The sequence below is a fragment of the Burkholderia sp. L27(2015) genome, from assembly GCF_009765705.1.
Taxonomy (GTDB): domain Bacteria; phylum Pseudomonadota; class Gammaproteobacteria; order Burkholderiales; family Burkholderiaceae; genus LMUX01.
The window spans coordinates 90,860-110,613 of sequence record NZ_LMUX01000021.1 but is presented as its reverse complement, the minus strand read 5'-3'; the positions used below and the strand labels follow the sequence as shown (position 1 = coordinate 110,613).

Genomic DNA, 19,754 nt, shown 5'->3' with positions numbered 1-19,754 from the left:
CGCCAGACGCCGGGCTTCATTACCTCACGTTGCGGCCCAACGCGATCTCCACGCCTGCGGCATAGGCCGGATCGATCTTGCGAAAATGCTCGAGCTGGCACGCGACGATATCTTCAGGCACGCCCTGCATGGCGCTTGCGATATTGTTGAAGAAACGCTGCCGTTGCGCCTCGTCGAACAAACGGAACAAGGCGGCCGGCTGGCTGTAGTAGTCGCCGTCCTCGCGATGATCGTAGTGGCCGATCGCACCGCTCACCGGCAGCGGCGGTTGAGCCGCCGACGGAGTCTGGGCGAACTCGCCGAACCGATTGGGTTCGTAGTTCACCGTGCCGCCGAGGTTACCGTCGGTGCGCATCGCGCCGTCCCGGTGCGGTGCATGCGAGGGGCTACGTGCGGCATTGACCGGTATATACGCATGGTTGACGCCGAGCCGATAGCGCTGCGCATCACCATACGAGAACAGCCGCCCTTGCAGCAAGTGATCGGGCGAGTATCCGATACCGGGCACCACATTGGCCGGCGTGAATGCGGCCTGTTCCACGTCCGCGAAATAATTGGCCGGGTTGCGATTCAACTCCAGCACGCCCACGTCGATCAACGGATAGTCCTTGTGCGGCCATACTTTGGTCACGTCGAATGGGTTGATCGGATAGACCGCCGCATCGGCTTCGGGCATCACCTGGATACGCACCGTCCATTTCGGGAAGTTACCCTGCGCGATGTGATTGAACAGATCGCGCTGGGCGCTTTCACGATCGCTGGCCACCACTTGGCCGGCTTCTTCGTTCGTGTAGTTCGCAATGCCCTGCATCGACTTGAAGTGGAATTTCACCCAGAAGCGCTCGTTGTTCGCATTGATCAGCGAGTACGTGTGCGAACCGAAGCCATGCATCTGCCGGTAGTTTTGCGGAATGCCCCGATCACTCATCAATATCGTGACTTGATGCAGCGACTCCGGATGACGTGACCAGAAATCCCACACCGCCACGGGATTACGCAAATTGTTTGCGGGTCGCGCTTTTGCGTGTGAATAAAATCGGGGAACTTGAGCGGATCGCGGATGAAAAACACCGGCGTGTTATTGCCGACCAAGTCCCAGTTACCTTCGTCCGTATAGAACTTGACCGAAAAGCCGCGCACATCGCGTTCGGCGTCCGCCGCGCCACGCTCGCCCGCCACGGTCGAAAAACGCATGAACAAAGGCGTTTGCTTGCCGACTTCACTGAATACACCGGCCTTCGTAAAGCGGCTGATGTCGTGCGTGACGGTCAAGGTCCCGAAGGCCCCAGACCCCTTGGCATGCACGCGCCGCTCGGGAATGACCTCACGGTCGAAATGCGCGAGTTTTTCGAGCAACCACACGTCTTGCAGCGCGAGCGGTCCGCGTGCGCCGACGCTCAACGAATTCTGGTTATCGGCAACCGGAGCGCCGACGCCGTTGGTCATTTTGGATGAGGTCATGATTTTTCTCTTCAGTCTTGTAGTGAATTGATGGGCGCGGTCCCACGAACAACCGGCGCCCAGGGATAGGCAAGAAAAGCAGCGGGAGAGTGCTCGCTAAAGCCGGCAGCGGCTACGAAGCGTTCAGACCGCTAATGCGCGATGCACTAGCGCTTCGGTGACGACTGTTTTGACAATGTCGAAACTGGCCAGCCAATTCAACGTGCTGAAATTCAGGGGGTGATGTGAGCTGGTTTGCATGTATTCCTCCGTTCTGACGCGCTATCGGTGACCACGGAAGAATCTTATTAAATACTATCAAAACAGACTAATCAATAAAATATATCTATTGAATAGCGCGCCTCAATCGTAAAAAAACCCGCGTCTGCGGGTTTTTGTTTTCGAGCGATCGAGCGTCGTGTACCGATTCGCTTCGTTTAGTCGTATCGCTTAGCCGTATCGCCGAGTTGCGACGCAGGGCCCTGTCGCGTAGTCATCGTTGCGCAATCGCGTCAACTCATCTGCGCCGGTAAATCCAGCATCTCGATGCCAGGTAGTTCGCACGACATCACTGCCTTGCAAATCGCTTCGATCGCCGGCATGCGCGTAAAGCTCTTGCGCCAGGCCAACACCACGCGCCGGTCGGGGACCGGCGCTTCGAACGGCACATAAGTCAACATGCCGCTGTCGGTACTGTTCATATGCTCACCGTCGAAATCCGACACGGAGGTACGCGGTAGCACGGTGATACCCACGCCGCTGGCAACCATATGGCGTATGGTTTCCAACGACGACCCTTCAAAGGTCTTCTGGATGCCATCGGCATTTTGCGAAAAACGCATCAGCTCCGGGCACACGCCCAGCACATGATCGCGGAAACAATGGCCGTTGCCCAGCAGCAGCATGGTCTCCTGTTTCAGGTCTTCGGCGTGGATGGCCTTGCGCTTTTCCCACGGATGGCCCTTGGGCAAGGCCACCACGAATGGTTCGTCATAGAGCGGGCGCACCATCAAACCCGTTTCCGGAAATGGCAAGGCCATGATGGCGACGTCGATTTCACCCTGCTTGAGCAGTTCGATCAACTTGAGCGTGAAATTCTCCTGCAGCATCAGCGGCATCTGCGGGACGGTATCTATCATCCGTCGCACCAGCGTGGGCAGGATGTACGGTCCTATGGTGTAAATCACGCCCAGGCGCAGCGGCCCGAGCAAAGGATCCTTGCCTTGTTTGGCGATTTCCTTGATGGCGAGCGTCTGCTCCAGCACGCGCTGCGCTTGGGCGACGATCTGTTCGCCGATCTGGGTGACGCTGACCTCGCTGGTACCGCGTTCGAAAATCTGGATATTGAGCTCGTCTTCGAGCTTTTTGATCGCAACCGATAAGGTGGGCTGGCTAACAAAACAGGCTTCGGCAGCCCGGCCAAAGTGCCGTTCGCGGGCCACTGCGACGATGTATTTCAATTCAGTAAGCGTCATGAGCAAGCGCCATAAAGAAACAACACAAACAATCGAACATGCAATCTCAATAGATTTTAGTTCTTATACACCGACCCTGCTTGCCCGCCAACCCCAGTCGCGCGCATTCAAGCTTTCAAATAGTGCTCGCGCCCGCCCAGCCAGCGGTTCAAGTGTTGAGTGGCCGCCTCCGGATGGTCCTGCAGCATGGTTTGAGCCGCTTGCCGGGTCGGTTCGATCAACCACGCATCCTGTTCGAGATCGGCAAATCGCAGCATCGCCGCGCCCGATTGCCGTGCGCCCAGGAATTCGCCGGGCCCACGCAACTCAAGATCGCGGCGTGCAATTTCAAAGCCGTCGTTGGTTTCGCGCATGGTCTGCAGCCGTGCCCGCGCGGTTTGCGAAAGCGGGCCGGCATACATCAGCACGCACACCGACGCCGCGCTGCCGCGCCCAACGCGACCGCGCAACTGATGCAGTTGCGCAAGCCCGAAGCGCTCGGCGTGCTCGATCACCATCAATGAGGCATTGGGCACGTCCACACCTACTTCGATCACCGTGGTCGCCACCAGCAGATTGAGCTCGCCCTGCGTGAAATCCTCCATCACGGCAGCCTTGTCAGCCGGGTTCAAGCGCCCGTGCACCAAGCCGACTTTCAATTCAGGCAAGGCCAGTGTCAGCGTTTCGTGCGTATCCACCGCGGTTTGCAGTTGCAGCGCCTCGCTTTCCTCGATCAAGGGACACACCCAATACACCTGTCGACCGGTCAGCGCCGCCTCGCGTACCCGCGCGATCACTTCGTCGCGCCGAGCGTCGCTGATCAGCTTGGTCAGCACCGGCGTGCGGCCCGGCGGCAATTCGTCGATGGTCGAGACGTCGAGATCGGCGTAGTACGTCATCGCCAGCGTGCGCGGAATCGGCGTTGCGCTCATCATCAACTGGTGTGGCTGGAAATCGCGGGCGCCATCGGCGGCGTTCTGCGCCTTGGCCCGTAACGCCAGCCGCTGCTGCACCCCGAAACGGTGCTGCTCGTCGACAATGACCATGCCGAGCCGGGCAAATTCGACCGCGTCCTGAATGATCGCGTGCGTGCCGATGGCGAGTTGGGCCGCGCCCGACGCTATCGCTTCGAGTGCCGCGCGCTTCTGTTTGGCCTTCAGGCTGCCGGCCAGCCAAGCGACTTCGACGCCGAGCGGCTCCAGCCAGCCGCGCAGCTTACGCGCATGCTGCTCAGCGAGAATTTCAGTGGGCGCCATAAGCGCGGCCTGGTAGCCGGCATCGATCGCCTGGGCCGCGGCGAGCGCCGCCACGATCGTCTTGCCGCTGCCGACGTCGCCTTGCAGCAGACGCTGCATCGGGTGCGGCACGGCCATGTCGGCGCCGATCTCGGCCCACACTCGACGCTGAGCCGCGGTCAGCGAAAACGGCAGCGTCGCCTCGAAACGGGCCACCAATGAGGCCTGCGCCGTGCCCGATGCGCCTTGGGCGTGACGCAACATGACCGGCGCGGAACGGCTACGACGCTGCTCCTGGGCACGCTTGAGCGAGAGCTGTTGCGCGAGCAATTCCTCGAACTTGATCCGCAACCAGGCCGCATGCGTGCCGTCCATCAGCGCGCTTTCGTCAATATCAGCGCCCGGGTGGTGCAACAACTGCACAGCTTGCTGCAGTTGCATCGCGGGGAGCGGCAAGCACGCATCGACAATTTCGGCGGGTAGCAATTCGGGCAGCGGCGTGCGCTTGAGCGCATTGTCGATGGCGCGCCGCAAATAAGCTTGGCTTACGCCTGCGGTGCTCGGATAAACGGGCGTAAGCACTTGCGGCAGTGCAGCGCCCTCTTCGACGGCGCGGCAGGCCGGATGGACCATTTCCATGCCGAAGAAACCGCCACGGGCATCGCCGCGCGCGCGGATTCGCACCCCAACCGCCAGTTGCTTGACCTGACTACCGTAGAAATTCAGAAAGCGCAGCGTCAACACATCGCCTTCATCGTCGCAAAGTTTGACGATCAACTGGCGGCGCGGCCGGTAGGTAATTTCGTTATCGCACACTACCCCTTCCACTTGAGCGGAGGCGCCCGGCAGCAAAGCGCCGATCGGCGTGAGCGTGGTCTCGTCCTCGTAACGCATCGGCAGATGCAGCGCGAGGTCGATATCGCGCGACAGGCCTAGCTTACCGAGCTTGTCGACCGTGCGCGCCAACGGCTTGGGGGCCGGCTGGGCAGGGGCTTTGGTGGCGGATGCGGTCGAAGAAGCGGCATCTGCTGCGCCGCTTGAGGCGGGGTTGGCCTGGGGCTTAAGTCTCATCGCAAGTACAATAGCGGTTTTCGCGTCTGCCGTAAAACGTGTATACCTTATCTGATTTCGATTTCGAGCTGCCACCCGAGCTGATTGCGCAAACCGCGCTTGCCGAGCGCAGCGCTAGCCGCTTGCTCGAAGTAGAGGGTGCAAGCGCCGCTCCCGACACCGCGCATCCCCGGCTCACCGACCGCGCATTCAGTGCGCTGCCCACGCTTATCGCACCGGGCGACCTGCTGGTATTCAACGACACCAAGGTGCTCAAGGCACGCTTTCCCGGCCAAAAGGCCAGTGGCGGCAAGATCGAGGTGCTGGTCGAACGCCTCACCGGCACGCGCACCGCGCTGGCGCAAATCCGCGCCAGCAAGACTCCGCTCGCGGGCTCGACGCTGCGACTGGCCGACGCATTCGACGTAATCGTCGGCGAGCGCGTCGAGCCGTTTTACACGCTGCACTTCCCGCAAGACTGCCTGGTACTGATCGAGCAGTACGGCCGCCTGCCGCTGCCGCCTTACATTACGCACGACGCCAGCGACTACGACGAGCGCCGCTACCAGACCGTGTACGCCGCCAATCCGGGCGCCGTGGCCGCCCCCACCGCCGGGCTGCATTTCGACGATGCGCTGCTCGCAGCGCTCGACGCGCGCGGAGTGCAACGCGCGACACTGACGCTGCATGTCGGTGCCGGCACGTTCCAGCCGGTACGCACAGAAAACCTCGCCGAGCACAAGATGCATACCGAGTGGTACGAGTTGTCGCCCGCACTGGTCGACGCGGTCGCCGCCACCCGGGCGCGCGGCGGCCGGGTGATCGCCGTGGGCACCACCTCGATGCGCGCGCTTGAGGCCGCTGCCCGCGCAGCGCAAGCGGGCGGCCTGCCACCGGGCAGCTTGCACGCCGCGCAAGCCGAAACCGATATCTTCATCACACCGGGTTACACGTTCCAGGTGGTCGACCGCCTGATCACGAATTTTCACCTACCCAAATCGACGCTGCTCATGCTGGTGTCGGCTTTCGCCGGCATCGAAACTATGCGCGCCGCCTACCGGCATGCCATTGCCAACCAATACCGATTTTTCAGCTACGGCGACGCGATGCTATTGACGCGCAGCCCTGCCCCTTGTGCTTCCCCTGCGAGCAACACACCCACTTCATGCTGAAATTCGATTTACTCAATACCGACGGCCGGGCACGGCGCGGACGTGTCACCGTCAATCACGGCGTAATCGAAACGCCGATTTTCATGCCGGTGGGCACCTACGGCACGGTCAAAGCGATGTCGCCGCTCGAACTGCGTGAGATCAACGCGCAGATCATCCTGGGCAACACCTTCCACCTGTGGCTGCGACCAGGGCTCGAAACCATAGAACTGCACGGCGGCCTGCACCGCTTCATGGGCTGGGACAAACCCATCCTGACCGACTCAGGCGGCTTCCAGGTATTCAGCCTCGGCGATCTGCGCAAAATAACCGAAGAAGGTGTCACTTTCGCGTCCCCGATCAATGGCGACAAGCTCTTTCTGTCTCCCGAGATTTCGATGCAGATCCAGCACGTGCTGAATTCGGACATCGTGATGCAGTTCGACGAATGCACCCCTTATTCGATCGACAATGTGCCGGTGTCCTCGGAACTGGCGGGCGAGTCGATGCGCATGTCGATGCGCTGGGCGCGGCGCTCGATTTCGGCGTTTCGCGAATTGGAAAATCCGAACGCGCTGTTCGGCATCGTCCAGGGCGGCATGTATGAGGCACTGCGCGACGAATCGCTGGAAGGCTTGGCGGAGATGAATTTCGACGGCTATGCGATCGGCGGTTTGTCGGTCGGCGAGCCCAAGGAGGACATGGAACGCATCCTCGAGCACACCGCGCCCAAGCTGCCGGCGCACAAGCCGCATTACCTGATGGGCGTGGGCACGCCCGAAGACCTGGTGGCCGGGGTTGCTGCCGGTATCGACATGTTCGATTGCGTAATGCCCACGCGCAACGCCCGCAACGGCTGGCTGTTCACCCGTTTTGGCGACGTCAAGATCAAGAACGCCGCGCACAAGAACGACCCGCGCCCGCTCGACTCCACCTGCGGCTGCTACACCTGCCGTAATTTTTCGCGCGCCTATCTTCATCATCTGCATAAGGTGGGTGAAATTCTCGGCGCGCGGCTCAATACTATCCATAACCTGCACTATTACCTTGAGCTGATGGCGGAGATGCGCGATGCGATCGAAGCCCAGGGCTTCGAGGCATTTCGGCACAAGTTTGCGGCGGACCGGATGCGGGGGGTGGGTTAGCTAACTCACCCAGCTAAATGCGCTAGCGAGTGGGCTAAATGACCGAGTCAGTGAAATCCACGTTCCGGCCATGCCCAAGTGATAGAATCCATGGTTAATTCGACAGAGATGATGGAGAAACAAAAGTGTTTATTTCCAATGCGTATGCACAATTTGGCGGTTTGGGCGGGATTCAGTCCAGCCTGACGCAATTCCTGCCGATCATTCTAATGTTCGCGGTGCTGTATTTCATCATGATCCGCCCGCAAATGAAGCGTCAGAAAGAATTGCGCAACATGCTGGCTGCCATGGTCAAAGGCGACGAAGTGGTCACCAACGGCGGTGTCGTGGGTAAGATCACCAAGGCTGGCGATGCTTATATCGGCCTCGAAATCGCCGACGGCGTAGAAATCACCGTGCAGAAAGGCTCGATTACCACGGTTTTGCCCAAGGGCACCATCAAGTCGATCTGAACGCGTCCGATCCGCCTGCCGCTTGATGTTGCTGCTTGATATCTGCGCCAGGCGCGCCCGCCCGAACTCTCCGGGCGGGCAACCCAGCCGACCTAACCAGGTGGCGCCCTCACCCTCCAGTCCGGCCCATTCATGAACCGTTACCCCCTCTGGAAATATGTCGTGATGCTGGTGGCGCTCGCTATCGGCTTCTTCTACACGCTACCGAACTTCTTCGGCGAGACGCCTGCTATCCAGGTGTCCAGCGGTAAGGCGACCGTCAAGCTCACGCCTGCCGTGTACGCGCAGATCGAGCAGACGCTCACTGACAACCACATCGCTGCCAACGACATTTCGTTCGACAACAACCCCAATAACGCCACAGTCCGGGTCCGTCTGAACGACACCGACACCCAACTGCATGCGAAAGATTTGGTGAACCGCGCCCTGAACGCTGATCCAAGCGATCCGTCGTTCATTGTCGCGCTGAGCCTGCAAAGCGCATCGCCGAAATGGCTGAGCGCGCTCAATGCGCGCCCGATGTACCTGGGCCTGGATTTGCGTGGCGGCGTGCACTTCCTGCTGCAGGTCGACATGGACGGCGCCTTGAGCAAGAAGCTCGACAGCGACGCTGCCGATGCGCGCGCATTGCTGCGCGATAAAGGCATACGCGATGGCGGCGTGAACCGCGTCAATCAGTCGATTATCGTCAATTTCGTCGATGCCGCGAGCGCGGATCAAGCCAAGCAATTGCTGTCCGCGAACGGTTCGGAGCTGCAATGGACCAGTGCCGCCGCCACGCCGCCGGCGACCGGCTTCCAGGTGATCGGCACGTTCACGCCGGCCATGCAGCGCACCGTGCAGAGCAACGCGATCAAGCAGAACATCACGACCCTGCATAACCGGGTGAATGAACTCGGTGTGTCGGAACCGGTGATCCAGCAGCAAGGTGACGACCGCATCGTGGTCGAGTTGCCGGGCGTGCAGGACACCGCCAAGGCCAAGGACATCATCGGCCGTACCGCCACGCTCGAAGCGCGTCTGGCCGACGCCGACGCGCCGCGCTTCCCGAACCCGGGCGATCCGGTGCCTCCCGGCGACGAGTTGTTCACGCAAGGCAACAACACCCCGGTATTGCTGAAAAAGCAGGTGATCTTTACCGGTGACCGCATTACCGATGCCTCGGCCGGCTTTGACGAGCATCAACGCCCCGACGTCAGCATCCGCCTCGATGCGGATGGCGGACGCGTGTTGCGTAGCGTTTCGCGCGACAACATCGGCAAGCCGATGGCGATCGTTCTGTTCGAAAAAGGCAAGGGTCAGGTGCTCACGGTCGCGACTATCCAGTCCGAACTCGGCGAGCGGTTCCAGATCACGGGCGCGGCCTCCACGGAAGCGGCTAGCGACCTGGCACTGCTGCTGCGCGCGGGTTCGTTGGCGGCGCCGATGGACATCATCGAAGAGCGCACCATCGGCCCGAGCCTGGGCGCGGACAATATCCGCAAGGGCTTCGACTCGGTCAAATATGGTTTTGCCGCGATCGCCGTGTTCATGATCGCGTACTACATGCTGTTCGGCCTGTTCTCGGTGATCGCGCTGTCGGTCAACCTGTTGCTGCTGGTCGCCGTGCTGTCGCTGCTGCAAGCCACGTTGACGCTGCCCGGTATCGCGGCTATCGCACTCGCGCTCGGTATGGCGATCGACGCCAACGTGCTGATCAACGAGCGTATCCGTGAAGAGTTGCGCAACGGCGCGCCGCCGCAACTGGCTATTTCGAACGGCTTCACCCATGCGTGGGCGACCATTCTCGACTCCAACGTCACCACGTTGATCGCCGGTTTGTCATTGCTGGCTTTCGGTTCGGGCCCGGTGCGCGGCTTTGCCGTGGTGCACGTGATCGGTATTTTGACGTCGATGTTCTCCGCGGTGTTCTTTGCGCGCGGGCTGGTCAATGTCTGGTACGGCGGCAAGCGCAAGTTGAAGTCATTGGCGATCGGGCAGGTTTGGCGCCCAAGTGGCGCCGCGCGCCGCAACGATAACGATGACGACGGCGATGAGGGTGAAGACAACACGGGCGTAGGCGGCACTGCCAAACCGCGTCTGCCGGCATCCAGAGCGACGAATCGGCCTGGCGCAGGTAAGCCGGTGAAAGCGGCACCAGCAAGGACAGCCACGACGGGCGACACGTCCGGCACTGCACAGGGCACGACCGCGAGCAAATCCACGGCCAAACCTGTCGCCTCCGCCGCGGCAAAACCCGTGGTCAAACCTGCGGCAAAACCGCGTTCGACGCGCTAAGGAGACGAACATGGAATTTTTCCGTATCCGCAAAGACATCCCGTTCATGCGCCACGCGTTGGGCTTCAACGTGGTGTCGCTGGTGACCTTCTTGGCGGCAGTATTCTTTCTGATCCATAACGGGCTGCACCTGTCGGTGGAATTCACCGGCGGCACCGTGCTGGAAGTCAACTATCCGCAAGTGGCTCGGGTCGAGCCGATTCGCGATGCGCTATCCAAGGTCGGCTACCCTGACGCACAAGTGCAGACGTTCGGCACTTCGCGCGACGTGCTGATCCGCCTGCCGCTCAAAGGCGCGCTGTCGTCGGCGCAGCAAAGCGATCAGGTGATGGGCGTGCTCACCACCCAAGACCCCACGGTCAAGCTGCAGCGCGTCGAGTTCGTAGGTCCTCAGGTCGGCAAGGAACTGGTCACCGACGGCCTGCTCGCGCTGCTTAGCGTGGTAGTCGGCATCGTGATCTATCTGTCGTTTCGCTTCGAATGGAAATATGCGGTGGCCGGCGTTATCGCCAACCTGCACGACGTGGTGATCATCCTGGGTTTCTTCGCCTTCTTCCAGTGGGAGTTCTCGCTTTCGGTGCTGGCGGCCGTGCTGGCGGTGTTGGGCTACTCGGTCAACGAATCGGTGGTGATCTTCGACCGGATTCGCGAAACCTTCCGCAAGCAACGCAAGATGAGCGTGACCGAGGTGATCAACCACGGCATTACCAGCACGATATCGCGCACCATCATCACGCACGGCTGTACGCAAATGGTGGTGCTGTCGATGTTCCTGTTCGGCGGCCCGACGCTGCACTACTTTGCGCTGGCGCTCACGATCGGGATTTTGTTCGGTATCTACTCGTCGGTGTTCGTCGCCGCGGCACTCGCCATGTGGCTGGGCGTGAAACGCGAAGACCTGATCAAGCAGACCAAACCCAAGCACGACCCGACCGATCCGAATGCAGGAGCTTCTGTCTAGCTCGCCAGCCTCACGGTTGCAGCACGCGCTTCACATCAAGCGGCCGGTTCGACAATAGAACCGGCCGTTTCTTTAACCGCTTCAGCACTGTGCAGGATTTCCGATGCCCGCTTCCCGCGTGACACTGAAAAAACGGATAGGCCTGGATCTCGTGTTTTGCTGGTTTTTCGTGGGCGGAATCACCCATTTCGCGCGTCCCGCGTGGTTTGTGGAAATCGTGCCGCCTTACGTCCCGTGGCCGATGCTCGTTGTGCTGGTCAGCGGTGGGCTCGAATTGCTCGGCGCATTCGGCCTGCTCGCGTGGCGCACGCGCGAAATGGCCGGCAAAGGCCTGGCGCTGCTGACCGTATGCGTCACGCCCGCTAACGTCTATATGCTGCAGCACCACGAACTGTTCCCGCAATTCCCGGTCTGGCTGCTCGCAATACGCCTGCCGATCCAGCTTGCGCTGATCGTCTGCATTATCTGGAGCACGCGGGCGCCGCGCTGGCGTTTTCGATAACGCTCGCTAAGCGCCCTCGCGCGCTGTTCTGCGTTCGGCCGAGTTCGACGTCGCAGTCATCTCCGTTAACGTCGCCCTTCGGCCGAGTTCGGCTCACAGTGCAGATCGCAGCTCGCGCTTATCGATCTGCTTATCGATCTGCTTATCGACTCGCCTATCGACCATGCGACGGCGCGTCAGCGGTCGCGTCCAACGGCACGTCATGCATCACGCCACGCACCACTTCTAGATAGTGCCCAAGCTCCGGCGTGGCACGGCCCTCGCATTTGGCGAGATCGTCCCAGCGGCGCAATTGCAACGCGTCTTCGGCGTGGGGCTGCTGACGAAAAGCACTGGCCTCGTCGGCACTGAACACGCCGCCTTGCAGCGCAAGACTGCGCACGGAATCAGGCGACAGTCGGTCGAAATACGTCGCATCGATCGCACACAGGCAGCGCTTCGCGTCCACGTGCAAACGGATAGGCTCCAGCACGGCCGCCGAGAAATGAGGCCGCAGAAACGGCAACGCATAGTATTGGTGGAGATCGTCCACACCATGCACACTCGGCGAACTGCCATCGGTCGAGCGAGGATGCAGCAAATGCCCCAGATCGTGCAGCAGTGCCGCGGCGATCAGGGTGTCGGGTGCACCAGCTTGCTCCGCCAGTTGCGCGGTTTGCAGCGCGTGCTCCAGCTGGGTGATGGGCTCACCGCTGTAAGCCATCGCACCGCGCTGCTCGAACAGCGTACGGATATCGTCGAAACTAAGAGCCATATGATCCTCGATAAAGTGAGCCGCGGCGAGGTATTCCCCCGGGTATTCCCTCAGGTATTCCACGGCGGTGAAAACGTCTTCAGATTGGTCATGCTTTTCATCGCTTCCTGCACACCTTCCTTGTAGCCCAACCCAGAATCCTTGATGCCGCCGAACGGCGTCAACTCGATGCGGTAACCCGGCACTTCCCAGATATTCACCGTCCCCACGCGCAACTCGTTGACGAAGCGATTGATGTAATCGAGACGATCCGTACAAACGCCCGACGACAAACCGTACGCCGTGGCATTGCAGATGCGGATCGCTTCGTCGAGCGTATCGAATTCGATGATGGGCGAAACCGGGCCGAAGGTTTCCTCGCGTACCAGAGTCATCGCCGGGTCGACCCGATCGAGCACGGTCGGCGCGTAAAGCGCGCCTTCGCGACGATGCCCGCACAGCAGGCGTGCGCCTTGTTCCAAGGCCTCATCGACGCGCGCTTCGAACAGTCGCGCAGCAGTCTCATCAATCACCGTGCCCATCTGGTTGGCTTCATCGAAGGGATCGCCATAACGCCACGCAAGGGTTTTCTCGACGACGCACTCGGTAAAACGAGCGGCGATACGGCGTTGCACCAGGATGCGTTTGACCGCCGTGCAACGCTGTCCTGAATTTTTGTAGGAACCCTGCACGGCCAGTGTGGCCGCGCGTTCCACGTCCGCGTCTTCCATGACCACCAGGGGATCGTTGCCGCCCAGCTCAAGCACCACGCGCCGGTAGCCCGCTCTCGCCGCGATGTACTTGCCGATCGCGACGCCGCCGGTGAACGTCACCAGTTGCGCGTCGCGATGCGTGATCAGTTCGTCGGCAATTTCGGCGGGGTCGCCGGTAACCACCTGCAGCATCGGCGGCGGCAGCCCTGCTTCGTACAATAGGTCCGCCAGGTAATAGGCCGACAGCGGGACTTTTTCCGAAGGCTTGAGCAACACCCGATTATTGGTCGCAATCGCCGGCGCAATCTTGTGCGCAACTTGATTCATCGGATGATTGAACGGCGTAATCGCAACGATCACCCCATCCATCGGCTCACGCAGCGTAAATACCCGCCGCGCCCGACCATGCGGCGTCACGTCGCACGAGAATGCCTGGCCGTCGTCGCGCAGCGCTTCCGCGGCGGAAAAACGCAGCACGTCGGCCACGCGGCCGATTTCGTAACGCGAGTCCTGTTTGCTCAAACCCGATTCGATCGAAATCAGCGAGGAGGCTTCTTCGATGCGTTCGCCGAGCAACGCCGCGGCGTCCTGAAGAATCTGCGAGCGCCGATAGCGCGTTAGCGTGGGTTTGTAACGCGCGGCAATCTCGAACGCCGTTCTTACATCCTCGACCGAGGCCTTGGCCACCGTGCCAACGCAGGCCCCGGTGTAGGGATCAGTGACCTCGATAACGCGCTCGCGCGCCACTTGCTGGCCGCCGATGCGCAGTGCCTGTGCGCGGAACCCGACGGCGCAACGTCCACTGATAGCAATAGGTGCATTCATGGCCATGGCTCCAGGTGATTGAGCGCGATCTCGAGCACATCGAAGTTGCGCAACGGCGCGTCGCCGAAGCGCTCGCGCAGACCGTGAGGACGCCGATTGAACAGCAACGGCACGGTTTGTTCAGAGATGCCGCCGTGCGAACGCAGCGGCACCGTCAATCCCGATAGATCATGGCGCGCGCGCCCAGTGCCAAGCACCGTATCGCGTCGACTGATAACGACCAGATCGCCGACCCGATCGGGCGGCAGTTCGAAGCGTGCGCACGCTTCGGCGTTAGCCAGCACCAACTCGATCCCGGTGAGCGCTAGCAGATCTGCGCGCAAGCTCTCGCGATCGACGCCGTCTACCAGATAAATCGTGGCGAACGAACCCAGCGCGCCGTGGTGCACCACATAGGGGTCGGTAATCGGCAAGATCACGCGCGCCGCGCCACCACCCTCGGGACCGGGTCTGCTGTCGAGCCAGTCCTGCAAATAGACGACATTCGGCTCACCCGTGCGGGGGTCATGCTTGGCGTTCATGCCGTGGTCGGCGGTCAGTGCGATGAGCGCGCCGAGTTGATCGAGCCGTGCCAGATAACTGTCCATCATCGCGTAGAACGCATTGGCGCCTTCGCTGCCGGGCGCATGCTTGTGCTGCACGTAGTCGGTGGTCGACAAGTACATGAGGTCGATCGAGCGCGTCTCCAGCAGCCTGACACCTGCGGCCAGCACGAACTCCGATAATTCGGCGCTATAGACATCGGGCAATGGCATGCCGACCAGTTCCAGCACGGCGTCGATACCGTTGTCGGCCAGCGTGGCGCGGTCGGCTTGCTCCGCCGAAAAGCAAATGCCGTCGAGATGCCAGCCCAGCAAGCGACGCAATTTGTCCTTGGCCGTCACCACGGCAACCTTCGCACCCGCGGCAGCGGCAGCCGCGAGCACGGTTTCGGCACGCAGATATTGCGGGTCGTTCATCATCACTTCGGCGCCCGCGCCCTGCTCGGCCGTGCGATCGAAGAAATAATTGCCGCAAATGCCATGCACGGACGGCGGCGCACCGCACACGATGGACAGGTTATTCGGGTTGGTAAAAGAAGGGATCACGCAGTCGGCTTTGAATGCGTGGCCTTCCTGCAGCAGCGTGGCGATAAACGGTGCGGCACCGGCGGCGACCGCAGCTTCCAGATAGGCGAACTCACAACCATCGATGCATAGGATGACGCTGGGGTGGGCCGGCATGCGGTAAGTGCGGCCGTTTACCGCGAGACTCGCGTGGGCGTCGGTCGAATGAGGGCTCATGTGACACTCCATAATGCGGTGGGCTTGAGCGAGAGCGCTTTCAGAAAAACTCAAAATGCATCAATTTGCAACATTTTGCCACACAAACCATCTGTTGGGTCCACCTGTGTGGGTCCGATTCAACTGCCCAATTCAGCGCTCCAATTCAGCAGACCAATTCGAGGGCGCGGTTCAATCGCTTAATGCTCGCGTACTGGATTCGAATTTCCCACGCTGCTCTAGGCTTTCCGCGCTCCGAGCTTCGGAATACGTGCGGCAATCAGACACAATGCGAGGAGCGAACAAGCCAGCAATATCAGCGCCAGCGCCGAGGCGGGCAGATAATAACCCCGCTCCACTTCGCCGACCACGACGATCGGCACCGTGGCAAAACCAGGCGGATAGACGGTAAGCGTCGCCCCCAGCTCCCCGAGCGAAAGTGCGAAACCGAGCGCCATGCTGGCGCGCAGCGCCGGCATCAATTGCGGCAACACCACTCGCACGAGCACCCGAGCCGGCGCCGCTCCGAGGCTAGCCGCCGCTTCGCGCAGGATGGTGAGTTCAGGGCGCAAGGCTGCGGCGCAACAGCGATAACAAAACGGCAGGACCAGCGCCACCTGCACCAGCACCACGATCGCGGCCGAGCCCGATAAATCCAGCGGACGCTTGTGATAAGCGATCAACACAGCCAAACCCAACACGACGCTGGGCAGACCGTTGGGCATCATGGCCAACGTGTCGATCAACGCGCCCACTCCACGTCGATCTCGACCTTCCAGGCTCAACGCAATCCACAGCCCAAGCAAGGTGCCCGAGAGCGCTACCCCGAATCCGACCTCAAGGCTGGCTATGACGGCATCCCAGTCGTCCGACCCCAGGCGCTCGAACCAGCGCAGGCTGACGCCGGTCGGCAGGATCGTCCCCGACCAATGTTCGGCCACGCTAGAAAGCCCGACCACCATCACCGGCAACACGAATAACCAGCAGCAGACGAGGCCGGTGGCGAACGCTATGGCAAAGCCGCTGAACCGGCGCATGCGGCGTTGCCGAGCCACGCGCGCGGCGGCGGCCAGCGCCGGCTCCGAGGGTTGGGGCGAAGGTTTTTGCGGTACGGGCGCAAGCTGCATGTCCATATCGGTTAGCCCCTGCGGCGGTTAAGGCGCCGATACACGGCATAGAGCGCGAGCGACATGCACAGCATCACGACTGCACCCGCGGCGGCGGTCGGCAAATCGAGGTCCACGGTGGCCGACGCGTAGATCGCAACGGGCAAGGTCACCAAATGCGCGCTGCCTAGCACCAGCAAGATCCCGAATTCATTGAGCGTCATCAAGAAGCACAGGATCACTCCGGCAGCGATCCCCGGCCAGGCGATCGGCAACACCACGCGCAAGGCCACCATCGGAAGACCCGCGCCCAGGCTGCGCGCCGCTTCGAGCAAGCGCATATCCAGCGTGGCGAATGAGGCCAGCGTCGGCCGCACCACGAAAGGCGTATAGAAAATCACTTCGGCCAGAATGACGCCGCCGGGACCGAACAGGAAATTGAACGGCGGCGCTTCGAGCCCGAAAAGCTGCTGCAAGGCGATGCCGATCGAGCCTTGCGAGCCGTATAAAAAGATCAGCGTAAAGGCGACCAGAAAAGACGGGAACGCGACGAACAGTTCGAGAAAACGAGTGAGTAGCCGAGCGCCCGGAAACGGCTTGAAGAACAGCAATGCCGCGAGCGTCACGCCCAGGATCGAAGCGGCACCGGCGCTCGCCCCCAGGATCATGAGCGTAGTGCCCAGTACCCCGCGCGTTTCGGGATTGGAAAAAAAGGTTTGATAGGTCTGCAGGCTCAGCCCATGTGCGCCATCGACACTGAGCCAAACCAGGCGCAGCAACGGGTAAATGATCAGCGGGCCCAGCACCACAACCAGAATCGCCGCCAAATTCAGATTCGTCAGCAAAGCACGGCGTCGCTTGCGTGCCACCACTTCAGCACTAAGCGAAATGGCATGCGCAGCGGCGTGCGCCCCGGTCGCTCCCAGCGAATGCATTTCTTGCGCAGGAGCCTTATGCACGAGCCGCTTCCGCTCGGGTGATCACCGCATCGCCCTCTTCGTAACTGAGCGATATGCGCGCGCCTTTTTCCGGGGGCTGGGTCTGCCCGCGCGATTGAGAAACCTGAATCAATTCGCCGGGCAGCGCATCGAGAGCGACTTGCACCGTGGTGGTCGATCCGTACCAATCCACCGCTGCGACCACGCCGTGCAGTTGGCCGCTGCCCAAGGGTCCTATCGTCAAGCGCTCGGGCCGCAAACACACCAGTTGCTCGTAGTCGCGCGCATGCGCTTCGCGCGGGAATACCAGGCGGAACGGCAGAAGATTGGCGGGCCCGAGGTAACGCGCGACAAATGCGTCGTCGGGTTCGTCGTAAAGCTGTTGTGGCGTGCCAAGCTGGGCAATGCGGCCTTCACGCATCAACAAGGTGCGGTCGGATAGCACCAGTGCGTCGTCCTGGTCGTGCGTAACGCACACGATGGTCAGGTCGGGCAACCGTTCATGTAAAGCCTTGAGTTCGGAGCGCACCGAGGCGCGTAAATTGGCGTCGAGCGCAGACAGTGGCTCGTCAAGCAACAGCACGTCGGGCTCGATCACGAGCGCGCGTGCCAATGCAACGCGCTGCTGCATGCCGCCGGAGAGTGCCGCCGGCAATAGGTGTCCCGCGTCGCCCAGTTGCACCAGCTTGAGCGCACCCGCGACGCGCCGGCTTACCTCGCTGCTGCCGATGCGCCTCGCGCGCAAACCGAAGGCCACGTTTTCGAACACGCTCAGGTGTGGAAACAACGCATAGCTCTGGAACAGCAAACCCAGGTTGCGTTGATGCGGCGGCGTTGCGCTCAGGTCGCGCCCCGCGATCGAGAGCCGCCCGCTGTGGGCTTCGACGAAGCCGGCGATAAAACGCAGCAGCGTGGTCTTGCCACAGCCGCTGCGCCCCAATACGGTCAGTAACTCGCCGCGCTTGATCGACAGGCTCAGGTTGTCCAGCACGGTACGCCCAGCAAAGCGCACCGTCAGATTCTCGATTTGCACGCCCTCGCCGCCCACTTCGGAAACGGCCGCATCGGCCTGGGACTTGACGGCGAGAGGTAGAGAATTCACTGAAACTTCCTGATCGCGATCAGACGCGCGTGAGCTTGGATTTTAGTTACGAGTGGGACGTCCCCGCGCTTGACGAGGAACGCCCCCGCGCTTGATGAGGAACGCCCCCGCGCTTATTGCGCCGGCTTGACCACGTCCAGTTTCTTGCCCGAATCGGCAATCACTTCGTTTTTCCAGCGCTGCGTCCAGTCGGCCTTCTTCGCCATCACCTGGGTCCAGTCGACCGGGATCACCTTGACGCCGGCCACTGCCTGCTTCAATGCGCCACCGTTCTTGCCGGTCAATGCGATGTCGGTGCGACCCGGCAAACCGAAGCTATCCGGCACCTTGGACTGCACAGGCTTGGACATCAGGTAATCGATCAGCTTCTTGCCGGCCGCCTGGTTCGGACCGTTCTTGATCAGGCCGATCGCGTAGGGCAGTTGGAAAGTCGAAGGTGCTTCGCCGGCCTTCGCTGCGAGAAATACCGGCGCGAGCGTCAGACCACCGTTTTGTGCATCGTCGAGATCCATCTGCACGTCGCCGTTGGCGACCGAGATTTCATTGCGCGACAACAGCACGTCGAGGTAACCGGTGCCTTTGGTGTGAAACTTCACGCTTTGTTCGAGCTGCGCCAGATATTTGAACGCGGCGTCGTCACCCATCAACGAAGTGGTCAGGATAATCACAGCCATGCCGTCGCCAGCGGTCGCCGGATTCGAGTAAGCCACCTTGCCGCTAAATTGCGGGCTCAGCAAATCGGCGAAGGTTTTCGGACGGGTCTTAACCACGTCCGGATTGACCGCGAACGAGAAATAATTGTTCACGAACGTCGCCCAGCTCCCGTCAGCGGATTTGGCGATCGCCGGCACATTCTTGTACTCGACGCTCTGATAGTTCTGCAACACGCCGCCTTGCGCAGCCTGCTGGATAAACGGCGGCAGCGTGACGATCACGTCGGCCTTGGGCGAATCTTTTTCGATGGTGGCGCGGTTCACCACTTCGCCGCTACCGGCGGTAACGATATTGACCTTGATGCCTTCTTTCTTCTCGAACGCCGGCAGCACGTCCTTGTAAAGACCTTCCAGGCCGTCGGCGGTGTACAGCACCACGGCGTCGGCAGCGTGTGCGGCGGATGCAAAACATTGCAGCACGGCAAGCGTGACGGCTGCTTTCAAGACTCGATTCAAACCTTTCATCATGATCTCCACATCCGGTAGGTGTCAGGCGGGTCCCCGAACTGCTCGATGGCGGGGACACGGCGAACGCACGGCAAATTCGGCCGACGGCGAACCTGCGCAGAATCGCAGACTTTTGTGTCAAATCCGTGAAACGCCAATAAACGCCAACTAATGACAATTTTTGACACAAATCGCAACTACACTGCGCTTCTATACTTTGATTTACCGCGGCGCACGGCGGACGACGA

At 61.1% G+C, this 19,754-nt stretch carries 16 protein-coding genes and 1 pseudogene; 6 read left to right on the top strand and 11 right to left on the bottom strand.

Annotated elements, in window-relative coordinates:
• Positions 1 to 19: 19 nt before the first annotated feature.
• The 4 genes and pseudogenes from GSQ77_RS29605 to recG form a co-directional block, all read right to left on the bottom strand.
• Complete coding sequence (locus tag GSQ77_RS29605; RefSeq protein WP_254067801.1) at positions 20 to 355, bottom strand: catalase-related domain-containing protein; 336 nt, start codon at positions 353 to 355, stop codon at positions 20 to 22.
• A gap of 3 nt (positions 356 to 358) precedes the next feature.
• Positions 359 to 1,446, bottom strand: a pseudogene (locus GSQ77_RS18945) (catalase); the annotation flags it as partial.
• A gap of 506 nt (positions 1,447 to 1,952) precedes the next feature.
• Positions 1,953 to 2,915, bottom strand: coding sequence for a hydrogen peroxide-inducible genes activator (locus GSQ77_RS18940; protein WP_158904332.1), 963 nt, complete (start codon positions 2,913 to 2,915; stop codon positions 1,953 to 1,955).
• A gap of 107 nt (positions 2,916 to 3,022) precedes the next feature.
• A complete protein-coding gene (recG, locus tag GSQ77_RS18935) occupies positions 3,023 to 5,200 on the bottom strand; it encodes an ATP-dependent DNA helicase RecG (protein WP_158904331.1) in 2,178 nt (725 codons plus the stop codon).
• A gap of 38 nt (positions 5,201 to 5,238) precedes the next feature.
• Here recG and queA point away from each other — a divergent pair, with 38 nt between their 5' ends.
• From queA to GSQ77_RS18905, 6 genes are all read left to right on the top strand, one after another.
• Entirely contained in the window at positions 5,239 to 6,351 is a 1,113-nt protein-coding gene (queA, locus tag GSQ77_RS18930) for a tRNA preQ1(34) S-adenosylmethionine ribosyltransferase-isomerase QueA (RefSeq protein WP_158904330.1), read from the top strand.
• A complete protein-coding gene (gene tgt / locus GSQ77_RS18925) occupies positions 6,345 to 7,475 on the top strand; it encodes a tRNA guanosine(34) transglycosylase Tgt (protein ID WP_158904329.1) in 1,131 nt (376 codons plus the stop codon). The genes queA and tgt overlap by 7 nt, the downstream gene beginning before the upstream one ends.
• Before the next feature lie 125 nt (positions 7,476 to 7,600).
• Positions 7,601 to 7,927, top strand: a complete 327-nt coding sequence (gene yajC, locus GSQ77_RS18920; RefSeq protein ID WP_158904328.1) for a preprotein translocase subunit YajC — start codon at positions 7,601 to 7,603, stop codon at positions 7,925 to 7,927.
• 132 nt (positions 7,928 to 8,059) lie between these two features.
• Entirely contained in the window at positions 8,060 to 10,204 is a 2,145-nt protein-coding gene (gene secD, locus GSQ77_RS18915; protein WP_158904327.1) for a protein translocase subunit SecD, read from the top strand.
• A 10-nt stretch (positions 10,205 to 10,214) separates the two neighbouring features.
• Complete coding sequence (gene secF, locus GSQ77_RS18910) at positions 10,215 to 11,165, top strand: protein translocase subunit SecF (RefSeq protein ID WP_158904326.1); 951 nt, start codon at positions 10,215 to 10,217, stop codon at positions 11,163 to 11,165.
• 103 nt (positions 11,166 to 11,268) lie between these two features.
• Positions 11,269 to 11,667: a hypothetical protein gene (locus tag GSQ77_RS18905; RefSeq protein ID WP_158904325.1), complete on the top strand. Its 399-nt coding sequence runs from the start codon at positions 11,269 to 11,271 to the stop codon at positions 11,665 to 11,667.
• A 154-nt stretch (positions 11,668 to 11,821) separates the two neighbouring features.
• Here GSQ77_RS18905 and GSQ77_RS18900 read toward each other — a convergent pair whose 3' ends face one another.
• The 7 genes from GSQ77_RS18900 to phnS form a co-directional block, all read right to left on the bottom strand.
• On the bottom strand, positions 11,822 to 12,421 hold the full coding sequence (locus tag GSQ77_RS18900) for a phosphonate degradation HD-domain oxygenase (protein WP_158904324.1): 600 nt from the start codon (positions 12,419 to 12,421) through the stop codon (positions 11,822 to 11,824).
• Positions 12,422 to 12,471: 50 nt separating this feature from the next.
• Positions 12,472 to 13,938: a phosphonoacetaldehyde dehydrogenase gene (gene phnY / locus GSQ77_RS18895; protein WP_158904323.1), complete on the bottom strand. Its 1,467-nt coding sequence runs from the start codon at positions 13,936 to 13,938 to the stop codon at positions 12,472 to 12,474.
• Positions 13,935 to 15,221, bottom strand: coding sequence for a phosphonoacetate hydrolase (phnA, locus tag GSQ77_RS18890; protein ID WP_158904322.1), 1,287 nt, complete (start codon positions 15,219 to 15,221; stop codon positions 13,935 to 13,937). The genes phnY and phnA overlap by 4 nt, the downstream gene beginning before the upstream one ends.
• Positions 15,222 to 15,439: 218 nt before the next feature.
• Positions 15,440 to 16,237 (bottom strand): 2-aminoethylphosphonate ABC transport system, membrane component PhnV, encoded by a 798-nt coding sequence (gene phnV / locus GSQ77_RS18885; protein ID WP_158906337.1) that lies wholly within the window; start codon positions 16,235 to 16,237, stop codon positions 15,440 to 15,442.
• A 101-nt stretch (positions 16,238 to 16,338) separates the two neighbouring features.
• The gene (locus GSQ77_RS18880; RefSeq protein ID WP_254067699.1) at positions 16,339 to 17,265 is read right to left on the bottom strand and encodes a 2-aminoethylphosphonate ABC transporter permease subunit; all 927 of its coding nucleotides are present in this window, start codon (positions 17,263 to 17,265) and stop codon (positions 16,339 to 16,341) included.
• Positions 17,258 to 18,292 carry an ABC transporter ATP-binding protein gene (locus GSQ77_RS18875; protein ID WP_254067800.1) on the bottom strand — a complete coding sequence of 345 codons (1,035 nt, stop codon included), beginning with the start codon at positions 18,290 to 18,292 and terminating at the stop codon, positions 17,258 to 17,260. The genes GSQ77_RS18880 and GSQ77_RS18875 overlap by 8 nt, the downstream gene beginning before the upstream one ends.
• A 167-nt stretch (positions 18,293 to 18,459) precedes the next feature.
• Entirely contained in the window at positions 18,460 to 19,524 is a 1,065-nt protein-coding gene (phnS, locus tag GSQ77_RS18870) for a 2-aminoethylphosphonate ABC transporter substrate-binding protein (protein WP_254067698.1), read from the bottom strand.
• Positions 19,525 to 19,754: the final 230 nt, after the last annotated feature.

What these genes read in the sequence shown, in the direction of transcription:
- secF (WP_158904326.1), top strand. Translation starts at nt 10,215, where the DNA reads ATGGAATTTTTCCGTATCCGCAAAGACATCCCGTTCATGCGCCACGCG.
- GSQ77_RS18905 (WP_158904325.1), top strand. Translation starts at nt 11,269, where the DNA reads ATGCCCGCTTCCCGCGTGACACTGAAAAAACGGATAGGCCTGGATCTC.
- phnV (WP_158906337.1), bottom strand. Translation starts at nt 16,237, where the DNA reads ATGCGCCGGTTCAGCGGCTTTGCCATAGCGTTCGCCACCGGCCTCGTC.
- recG (WP_158904331.1), bottom strand. Translation starts at nt 5,200, where the DNA reads ATGAGACTTAAGCCCCAGGCCAACCCCGCCTCAAGCGGCGCAGCAGAT.
- phnA (WP_158904322.1), bottom strand. Translation starts at nt 15,221, where the DNA reads ATGAGCCCTCATTCGACCGACGCCCACGCGAGTCTCGCGGTAAACGGC.
- secD (WP_158904327.1), top strand. Translation starts at nt 8,060, where the DNA reads ATGAACCGTTACCCCCTCTGGAAATATGTCGTGATGCTGGTGGCGCTC.
- phnY (WP_158904323.1), bottom strand. Translation starts at nt 13,938, where the DNA reads ATGAATGCACCTATTGCTATCAGTGGACGTTGCGCCGTCGGGTTCCGC.
- phnS (WP_254067698.1), bottom strand. Translation starts at nt 19,524, where the DNA reads ATGAAAGGTTTGAATCGAGTCTTGAAAGCAGCCGTCACGCTTGCCGTG.
- GSQ77_RS18900 (WP_158904324.1), bottom strand. Translation starts at nt 12,421, where the DNA reads ATGGCTCTTAGTTTCGACGATATCCGTACGCTGTTCGAGCAGCGCGGT.
- GSQ77_RS29605 (WP_254067801.1), bottom strand. Translation starts at nt 355, where the DNA reads ATGCGCACCGACGGTAACCTCGGCGGCACGGTGAACTACGAACCCAAT.
- GSQ77_RS18940 (WP_158904332.1), bottom strand. Translation starts at nt 2,915, where the DNA reads ATGACGCTTACTGAATTGAAATACATCGTCGCAGTGGCCCGCGAACGG.
- tgt (WP_158904329.1), top strand. Translation starts at nt 6,345, where the DNA reads ATGCTGAAATTCGATTTACTCAATACCGACGGCCGGGCACGGCGCGGA.